This window comes from Halobellus sp. H-GB7, assembly GCF_030848585.1.
Classification (GTDB): Archaea; Halobacteriota; Halobacteria; order Halobacteriales; family Haloferacaceae; genus Haloquadratum; species Haloquadratum inordinatus.
Genome location: NZ_JAVDDW010000001.1, coordinates 961,053 through 969,481, shown reverse-complemented (window position 1 = coordinate 969,481; position 8,429 = coordinate 961,053). Strand labels below are relative to the sequence as shown.

The following is an 8,429-nucleotide window of genomic DNA, read 5'->3' as shown; positions in this document are numbered from 1 at the left end:
GCAATCGTCTCGAACGTCGTCTCCGTAATTCATCGGCAAAACACGCTCGCACATCCGTCCTCACAAACTGTTAATTCGGTTAAATCGGGCTAAATCGGGTGGAAGACGGCCTGAGCGAGTTCCCGCTTTATCCAAGAGGGGTCACAAGGGTCGAGTGCAATGACCCGCAGCAAATCACTCACGATCGCCGTGGTCGTCGCCCTCGTTGGGATGGCCGCAATCCCGATGGCCGCGAGCGCGGCGACGGGACTCTCGGTCGACGTCGATCAGCGTCCCGAGACGGGCGACGCGGTCGTGACAGTAACAGAGAACGACACCGCCGTCGAGAACGCGACGGTCGAAGTGACCTCGAGTACACCGTACGCCGGAAACGGGACGTACGAAACGGACGCGAACGGAACAATCGTCCTGCCGAATCCGAACGAGACGGTCTCGGTCCAGATCGACGCGAGCGCCAACGGGACGAACGCGAGTAGCGACGTCGAAATCGTCCCGCTCGCCGATTCGCTCGACGTGACCGCGACGCAGGCCGCCGACGGCACTGCGACGGTGACCGTCACGCAGTACGGCGACGCGATCGAGAACGCAACAGTCAACGTCTCGTCCGAGACGGCGTACGACGGAAACGGCACGTACACGACGGACGCCGATGGGGCCGTCACGCTCCCGAATCCGAACGAGACGGTCTCAGTCCAGATCGACACCCGCACGAACGGCGTAACGGCTGCGACGGAGATCGAACTCACGCCGGTCGAGGAGTCCTTAGACGTCACGATCGAGCAGGCGTCTGACGGCGCGGCGACCGTGACCGTCACGCAGTACGACGATCCAGTCGCAAACGCGACCGTGGACGTCGACGCCGAGCGCAACTACTCGGGGACGGGCACGTACACGACTGACGCGAACGGGACCGTGGTGCTTGACCAGCCCGAAGACACGCAGAACGTGACCGTCACTGCGACGGCGGACAATCTGAGTGCCGAAGCGACCACTGAACTCACCGGCTACGCGCAACTGGAAGTCGCCGCCGAGCAGAACGACGACGGCGTCCTCGTGACCGTCACGGACGGTGACGACGCCGTCTCGAACGCAACTGTCGCGATCGAGGCAGACGGCGATTACTCGGGGACCGGCACGTACACGACCGACGACGCCGGCGAGGTCGCCCTCCCCCTCCCGCAGGAGAACGTCACGATCGCCGTGACTGCCAGCGCCGATAACGAGACTGCCACGACGACGACTCAACTAACGGTCGAATTCGTCGAGCAGGGTCCGTTCGGCCAGGCAGTCGCCCAGTTCGTCGGTGCGCTCCAGTCGGCCGGCTTCGACGGCCCGCCGGGGCAGGCCATCTCCGACTTCGTGACGCAGAACAACCCGGGCAACGCTGACGACGCACCCGGGAACAGCGGCGAAGCACCGGGGAACAGTGATGACGACGCAGACGACGAAAACGAAACCGCAGATGACGAAGGCGACGACGACGCCCCGGGTCGCTCTGGTGACGCCCAGAGCAATTCGGAGGCGCGGGGGAACAACGCAGAGGACGGGCCAGGCCGTTCCGACGAGGCTCCCGGTCAGTCTGGGGACGCCCCCGGTCGGTCTGAGGACGACGAGAACGAGACCGACGACGAGAACGAATCGGCCCCACGCGGTAACCCCGGAAACGGTAACGCAGCGGACGACCGCGACGAGGCTGACGACGACGCCGAGGAAGACGATAGCGACGGGGCTAACGAAACCGACGACGAAACCGAGGCGGATGACGCCGAAGAAGCCGACGACGACGCAGGAGAAGACGACAGCGACGATAGCGATGACGACGCTGAAGACGACGACGGAGAAGAAGACGACAGCGCACCCGGCAACTCCGGAAACGCTCCCGGTCGGAACTGACGGGTCGTTCTGAACTCTGTCGGCACGCTCTTTTTCTGAGGCGGATCGCAAAAACAGCGATAGCTGTGTACCGGAGACGGCGATTGCGGCACGTCTTCACGCAGTCGATCGCCCGACAGGGTGCAATCAGGTCTGTGATCAGTTGCAGACGCTCTCGCACCGCCAGTTGCAGAACGCTCCTCTCGCTGCACTCAGTTCGTCAGTCGTCGACGACCGAACCACCGCGTCAAGAACGATCTGTCGGTTGTGTCGTGCGGTACCGTGCCAGTGCCCGTCTGGAGACGCCCGAACGCGCTGCAACGACTTCGATATCGACGTCGAATCGTCGGGCGGCGGCAGCAGCGCCGATGCGGACGAACTCCGCGTGTGTCGCGTCGGTACCGGGTGACCACGCGCCGACGTCGATTCCGTCCGCGCGCGTGGCTTCGAGGGCACGGATGGCGACGGTGCTCACCAAGGCTGCATCGAGCGGATTCTCGTACTGCGACGTATCCCCGCGCGGTTTCGTCTCGTCTGGTGAGTCGCCGTCGCCGCCGTCGTCGGTCTCGTCGCGCCCGTGGGCGCGTTCGAGGACACCGGCGAGCGCGAAATACCGGCGGGCATCCGCCTCGTCGACGAGCGCGCGTTCGAGCGCGGCATCGACGACAGCGTCGAGTGCGTCGCTCACGTCTCGACGACGGACTCCCGGAACGCGGCGTCGACGACGGTTCCGTCGGGGCGAAGCGTCACGCGCCCGAGCGTGACCGTCTCGCCCGTCTCGGCGTCCGCCGCGAGTCGGCGCAGCGTCGCCTCCCGGTCGAGTCGCTCCCAGACGGCCTTCTCGACGAGTCGCTGGAACTCCTCGGGGTCCGTCCAGCCCGAATCGATGTCCGACGGCACGTGGACGACGAACTGAAACTCCGCCTCCGTGACGTGGATCCCGACGCCGAAGGTGTCGCCGTCGTCCTCCGTCTCGCTCATACCACGTGTCGGGGCGCGCGAGTCAAATACTCCCCGGTGAACGCTGTCGGAGTGGATATGTGCAAACCGCAACTGAGACGTGTCATCACACCCCGCTGACAGCGACGGATAGGACGGCTTTTGACCGACGAGACACTGCCGAAATCCAATGAGCTACAAGATCGGACTCGTCGGCAAACCGTCCGTCGGCAAGTCCTCTTTTTTCAATGCGGCGACGATGAACGACGTTCCGGAGGGCGCCTATCCCTTCACGACGATCGACCCTTCGGTCGGCGAGGCGTACGTTCGCGTCGAGTGCGCCGCCCCCGAATTCGACGAGAGCTGCACTCCCTCGGTCGGTTTCTGTGAGGAGGGGACGCGATTCGTCCCGGTAAAGCTCGTCGACGTCGCGGGGCTCATCCCCGGCGCTCACGAGGGGAAGGGCCTCGGCAATCAGTTCCTGACTGACCTGAACGAGGCGGACGTGCTCGTGCACGTCGTCGACTTCTCCGGTGAGACCGACCTCGAAGGCGAGCCGACCGAGGGCCACGACCCGCGAGACGACATCGACTTCCTCGAAAACGAGCTCGATATGTGGTATCTCGACATCCTAGAGAAGGGGCTCGAACGGTACCGCTCGGGATATCACGGCGAGGAGAAGAACGTCGAAGAGGACCTCGCAGAGCAGATGTCGGCGTTCAAGACGAACAAAGACGAGATCAAACAGGTCCTGTTGGCGACAGATGCGGGTCTCGATCCCGACGAGTGGGACGAGGCGACGAAAGAGCGGGTCGCCCGCGAGATCCGCAAGCGGACGAAGCCGATCGTCATCGCAGCGAACAAGATGGACAAGCCCGCTGCACAGGAACATTTCGACGACGTGACCGCCGACCCCGACTACGACCACCTCACGTTCGTTCCCACGAGCGCGCACGCGGAGAAGGCGCTCAAGCAGGCCGAAGAGGCGGGCGTGGTCGACTATCAGCCCGGGGCGTCGAGTTTCGAGATCGTCGGCGACCCCTCCGAGGAGCAGGCGGCCGGCCTCGAACAGATCCGCGAGTACGTCGAGGCGTTCGGCGGCACGGGCGTCCAGGACGTCCTCGAATCGGCGCTGTTCGACGTGATGGGCGCGATCGCGATCTTCCCCGGCAGCGCGAACGGCCGTGCCGACTCACAGGGCGTCTTCCGGGATTGCTTCATCCTCCCCGAAGATTCGACGACCGAGGACTTCGCGTACCACCTCCACTCGGACATCGGTGACGGCCTCCTGCACGGGATCGACTGCCGATCGAACCGGCAGGTCGGCTCCGATCACGAACTCGAACACCGCGACGTGGTCGAAATCGTCACGACGAACTAGCCGCCGTCTGCGGGGTTCGGCGCTCCCGATCAGCGTCGCCCACTGACGAACGCTGTCCTGGCGTGTTGTTTTGCGCGACACAGACACCACGCGCAGCTACATCCTCCCAACACTCAACCGACCCCGGAGCGAAATCGCCGACGATGCCGTCGCCAACCGAACAGTCGCTCAGTTCGTTCCTCGACGAGGTCGCGTCCGAGCGAGTCGCACCCGCCGGTGGCACCGCGATCGCGGCGACCGGAGCGATGGGGGCTGCACTCTGTGAGATGGTCTGTATACACACGCTCGCTGCTCGCGACGCCGGCGCGGACACGTCGTCGCTGCCCGCACTCCGTTCGGACCTCGAACGGCAGCGCCGCTCGCTGCTCGCACTCGCCGCGCAGGACGCTGCGGTGGTCGACGAACTGTTCGGCGGGGACGGCGAGGGACCGTCCGAACGCCTCTCGAAGCGTGCCGTGGGGATCCCGCTTGCCGTCGCGGAGTCCTGCTTGCGCGTCCTGGAAGTCGCAGAGCGGGTGACCGAACTGGGAAGCGGTGGCGTCGTCGCCGACGCTCGGATCGGCGCGTCGCTCGCTGCTGCGGCGCTCCAAGCAGCGCTGTGGATGGTCCGCGGCAACCTCGACGCACTCTCGGCTCCGTCGTTCGCAGCCGACATCGCGGACCGCGCCGACGCAATCGAACGCGCCGCGGCGGACGTCGCAGACCCGTTCGACACGTAGCGCGACTGATGGGCGAGGACACGCGCACAACTAAGAGGATCGGGTCCGGAATGTCCACCTATGGCCGCTCCGACTCGGGTCCTTCACGTGGACGACGACCCGCAGTTTGCCGACCTCACTGCGACCTTTCTCGAACGTCAGAACTCCTCTCTCGCCGTTCTGACAGAGTCGACTGCGGCGGCCGCACTTTAGCGACTCCGCGCAGACGACGTCGATTGTATCGTCTCCGATCACGACCTCGCGGACACGACCGGCATCGACTTTCTCGAATCCGTTCGGGAGGAGCATCCCGACTTACCGTTCATTCTTTTCACCGGCAAGGGGTCCGAGGAAGTGGCGAGTCGGGCGATCTCGGCTGGCGTCACCGACTACTTGCAGAAAGAGGTCGGGACCGATCAGTACGCCATCCTCGCGAATCGGATCGAGAACGCCGTCGAGCGGTCCCGATCGGTGCGGGCGGCGAGGCGCCGCAAGCGACGGCTCGAAACCCTCGTCAGCAACCTTCCGGGGATCGTCTACCGAACGCGAAACGAACCCGGGTGGCCGATGGAGTCCGTCGACGGCGAGTGCGAGTCACTCGTCGGGTACGCCGCCGAGGAACTCGAATCCGGAGATGTAGCGTGGGGCGAAGACGTGCTCCACCCCGCAGACCGAGAGGAGACTTGGGCCGTCGTTCAGCGAGCGATCGAGCGCGAGGAACCGTTCGAGTGCACCTATCGCGTCGTCACCGCAGACGGGACCGTCAAATGGGTATGGGAGCGGGGACGCGTCGTCGATGTCGGCAAGGAACAGTCGACGGATTCTGACGAAGACGATTCGACGACATCCCGCGTTCTCGAAGGGTTCATCACTGACGTTACCGAGTCACAAGCACGCGAGCAGGAGCTAGAACGCAACGAGCGCCGATTCGAGGCAGTGTTCAACGATCCGAATCTCCTCGTCGGGCTTCTCGATCCCGATGGGACCGTCCTGGACGTCAATCAGACGGCACTGCAGTACGTCGATTTGACCCGAAGCGAGAGTATCGGCGAGGCGTTCGAATCGACACCGTGGTGGGCCGACGGACTGCAGGACGACGTCGAACGCTGGGTCGACGCGGCCGCCGCCGGGGAGTACGTCGAATACGAGGCCACGCATCCGACGGGCGACGGAGAGCCGACCGCCGTCGAAGGCGTGTTCCGCCCCGTTAGAGACGAGGCGGGGGCCGTGACCGCGCTCGTCGTCTCCGCCCGGGACGTCACCGAGCGGCGGAAACGCGAACGCGAACTGCAACGGCAGAACGACCGGCTCGGCGAGTTCGCGGGGTTCGTCTCACACGACTTTCAGAGCCCGCTCTCGACGGCCCGTGGGCGACTGGAACTGGCGCTCGAAACCGGCGATCTCGACCACGTCGAGACGGCTCTCGACGCCGTCGAACGTATCGACGAACTGCGAACGGACCTCGCGAGCACGCTCCGAAGCGGCGAGATAATCGCCGAACGGGAGCGTATCGCCGTCGGCGACGTCATCGAACGGGTGTGGGCGACGGCCGACCCGGGATCGGAGGCGTCGTTCTCCGTCGCTGGATCGACGCACATCGAAGCCGACCTGGACGCGTTTCACCGACTGATCGAGAACCTCGTCCGCAACTCCGTCGAACACGGCGGCCCGAATGCCGAGGTCCGCGTCGGACGCCTCGACGGTGAGGACGGATTCTACTACGAGGACGACGGACCGGGGCTCGACCCGACAGTCCGCGAGAAGATCTTCCTCCCCGGATTCTCGACGAAAGCGTCCCGAGACGGCACCGGAATGGGGATGGCGAGCGTCCGACAGATCGTCCTGGCTCACGGCTGGGAGATCGACGTCGGCGACGCCGAGACGCTCGACGGGGCCCGATTCGAGATTCGAACTGGGTGAGGAGACCGTCGGGATCCCCAATCAATCTCCGCGAGAGCCCCGGCAGTCGTCACCTCGTTTAATTTTCAGGCCCCGTCGTCGACGAACCGGAGCCGATAGTCGTAGTAGACGTCGTCGTACCGCAGGATCTGTCGTCCCGAATTGTCGACGCCGGCGTCTTTGCTGATGTTTCCATCCAGATAGGCCCGTTTGTGCATCGCGCGCAGTACGTTCCGATACGCATCCGAGTAGGGGTGCGATTCGCCATATTCGCCCTGTCGTGCGGTTTCGAGTACGTCGCGTGCGGCAGCCGACAGATCGTCTCGGGCGAATCGGGCGTCGACGAATCTGGCGCGCAGGATCGCTTCCATCTCCTCTGGTGACTCGGCGACCGGTTCGACGGTCGCCCGATAGACGGGCTCGTAGAACTGCTCGCGAGAGACGTCGATCCGGTACCGGCGATCCCGATAGCGGACGTGTGTCGGTGCGTCCGACCCCAACAGCGCGCTTGCTCTGCGCTGGTCGTCGTCGCGGTAGACGTAGCCGCCGCGCTGGAGTAGTCCCCACGGAGCCCCGCCGGCATTCCCCCGGGCCCGTGCACCCATCTGTGCGACACGGACCGCTTTGGCGTCGACGTCGGGTAGCTCGGACGCCGTCACCGTCGAATCGGCGTCGGTCTCGCTCTGTGTCTCCGTTTCGCCACTGGCTTCCGAGAGTCGGAGCACAGGGTGGGTCGTCTCGACCTCGTCAACGACGACGGAGTCGAGCCGGTAGTACGTCCCGCCGCGTTCGGTGTAGACGGGGGTCTCGGGAGTCGACGCGAACGGTTTCCGATACTGCGCCGTGTACGATCCCCCGTCGAGAACGGTCCGGAACGCCGCGTCGTCGCGGTCGGATCTCGTCTCCGAGAGGTCGGCCACGAATACCTCGCGGAGTGAACCGCCGACGCGAGAGAGCGTGAGCCTGAGCGTTCGCTTCTGGTCGTCGCTGGAGCGATCGAGTGCGCTGAGACAGCCGGCGGTGCCGACGAGCGTCGATGCTGCGACCGTCCCGAGAAACTGACGTCTGGAGGGCTGGAAGGCGGTCATCGGGAATACCTGTCATTCAGTCCCGACGATAAAAAAATCCCGGCGAAACGGCGGTGCGGTGGTGAATCTACAGTTATCGCCCGGGTTCGACCGGCGTCTTGACTACTGTGACCGGCATTTCGGCGAGTCTGAGAACGCGGTCGGTGACGCTTCCGAGGAGGCTCCGGTACTCGTCGGGCCGGCGGCGCGTTCCCATCACGACGACGTCGACGCCGGCGTCGCGGGCGAACTCGACGATTGTTTCCGGTGGCTGCCCGTGCTGGACGTGCCCTTCGGCGTCGACGCCTCGGGAGTCCGCTTTTTCGACGACTGCGGCGACGGCGTCTTTGCCGACCTCTTCGAGGCCGTGCTCCGGTCCCTCACTTTCGTCGACGTACTCGTCGCCGCTATAGGCGTCGTACACGTCGCTATCGACGACGAACAGCACGTGTAGTGTCGCGCCGTGCTGTGCCGCCAGGTCAATCGCGTGCTCGACCGCTCGATCCGACGCCACTTCGCCACCTGTCGCCAGCAGTATCTGCTCGTACATACTCACGGAGTACGTCACCCGAC

8 protein-coding genes and 1 pseudogene are annotated in these 8,429 nt (G+C 65.0%); 5 read left to right on the top strand and 4 right to left on the bottom strand.

Annotated features, from left to right (window positions below; translation table 11 throughout):
- Positions 1 to 159 precede the first annotated feature (159 nt).
- On the top strand, positions 160 to 1,893 hold the full coding sequence (locus RBH22_RS05015; protein ID WP_306676722.1) for a hypothetical protein: 1,734 nt from the start codon (positions 160 to 162) through the stop codon (positions 1,891 to 1,893).
- A gap of 226 nt (positions 1,894 to 2,119) precedes the next feature.
- On the opposite strand, the gene RBH22_RS05010 is transcribed toward RBH22_RS05015, so the two are convergent.
- Together RBH22_RS05010 and RBH22_RS05005 are read right to left on the bottom strand one after the other, a co-directional pair.
- A complete protein-coding gene (locus RBH22_RS05010; RefSeq protein ID WP_306676721.1) occupies positions 2,120 to 2,560 on the bottom strand; it encodes a hypothetical protein in 441 nt (146 codons plus the stop codon).
- Complete coding sequence (locus RBH22_RS05005; protein WP_256545118.1) at positions 2,557 to 2,853, bottom strand: hypothetical protein; 297 nt, start codon at positions 2,851 to 2,853, stop codon at positions 2,557 to 2,559. The genes RBH22_RS05010 and RBH22_RS05005 overlap by 4 nt, the downstream gene beginning before the upstream one ends.
- A 148-nt stretch (positions 2,854 to 3,001) precedes the next feature.
- Between RBH22_RS05005 and RBH22_RS05000 the strand changes: the two genes are divergently transcribed.
- The 4 genes and pseudogenes from RBH22_RS05000 (at position 3,002) to RBH22_RS04985 (ending at position 6,810) form a co-directional block, all read left to right on the top strand.
- Positions 3,002 to 4,192: a redox-regulated ATPase YchF gene (locus RBH22_RS05000; RefSeq protein ID WP_121570344.1), complete on the top strand. Its 1,191-nt coding sequence runs from the start codon at positions 3,002 to 3,004 to the stop codon at positions 4,190 to 4,192.
- Between the two features lie 143 nt (positions 4,193 to 4,335).
- Positions 4,336 to 4,911: a cyclodeaminase/cyclohydrolase family protein gene (locus tag RBH22_RS04995; RefSeq protein ID WP_306676720.1), complete on the top strand. Its 576-nt coding sequence runs from the start codon at positions 4,336 to 4,338 to the stop codon at positions 4,909 to 4,911.
- A 207-nt stretch (positions 4,912 to 5,118) separates the two neighbouring features.
- Positions 5,119 to 5,298: pseudogene (locus RBH22_RS04990) on the top strand (response regulator); the annotation flags it as partial.
- Between the two features lie 159 nt (positions 5,299 to 5,457).
- Positions 5,458 to 6,810, top strand: a complete 1,353-nt coding sequence (locus tag RBH22_RS04985) for a PAS domain S-box protein (protein WP_306676740.1) — start codon at positions 5,458 to 5,460, stop codon at positions 6,808 to 6,810.
- A 65-nt stretch (positions 6,811 to 6,875) separates the two neighbouring features.
- Here the strand turns inward: RBH22_RS04985 and RBH22_RS04980 are convergent, their stop codons facing one another.
- Both RBH22_RS04980 and RBH22_RS04975 read right to left on the bottom strand, forming a co-directional pair.
- Positions 6,876 to 7,877: a hypothetical protein gene (locus RBH22_RS04980; RefSeq protein ID WP_306676719.1), complete on the bottom strand. Its 1,002-nt coding sequence runs from the start codon at positions 7,875 to 7,877 to the stop codon at positions 6,876 to 6,878.
- A gap of 73 nt (positions 7,878 to 7,950) precedes the next feature.
- Entirely contained in the window at positions 7,951 to 8,406 is a 456-nt protein-coding gene (locus RBH22_RS04975; protein WP_306676718.1) for a universal stress protein, read from the bottom strand.
- Positions 8,407 to 8,429: the final 23 nt, after the last annotated feature.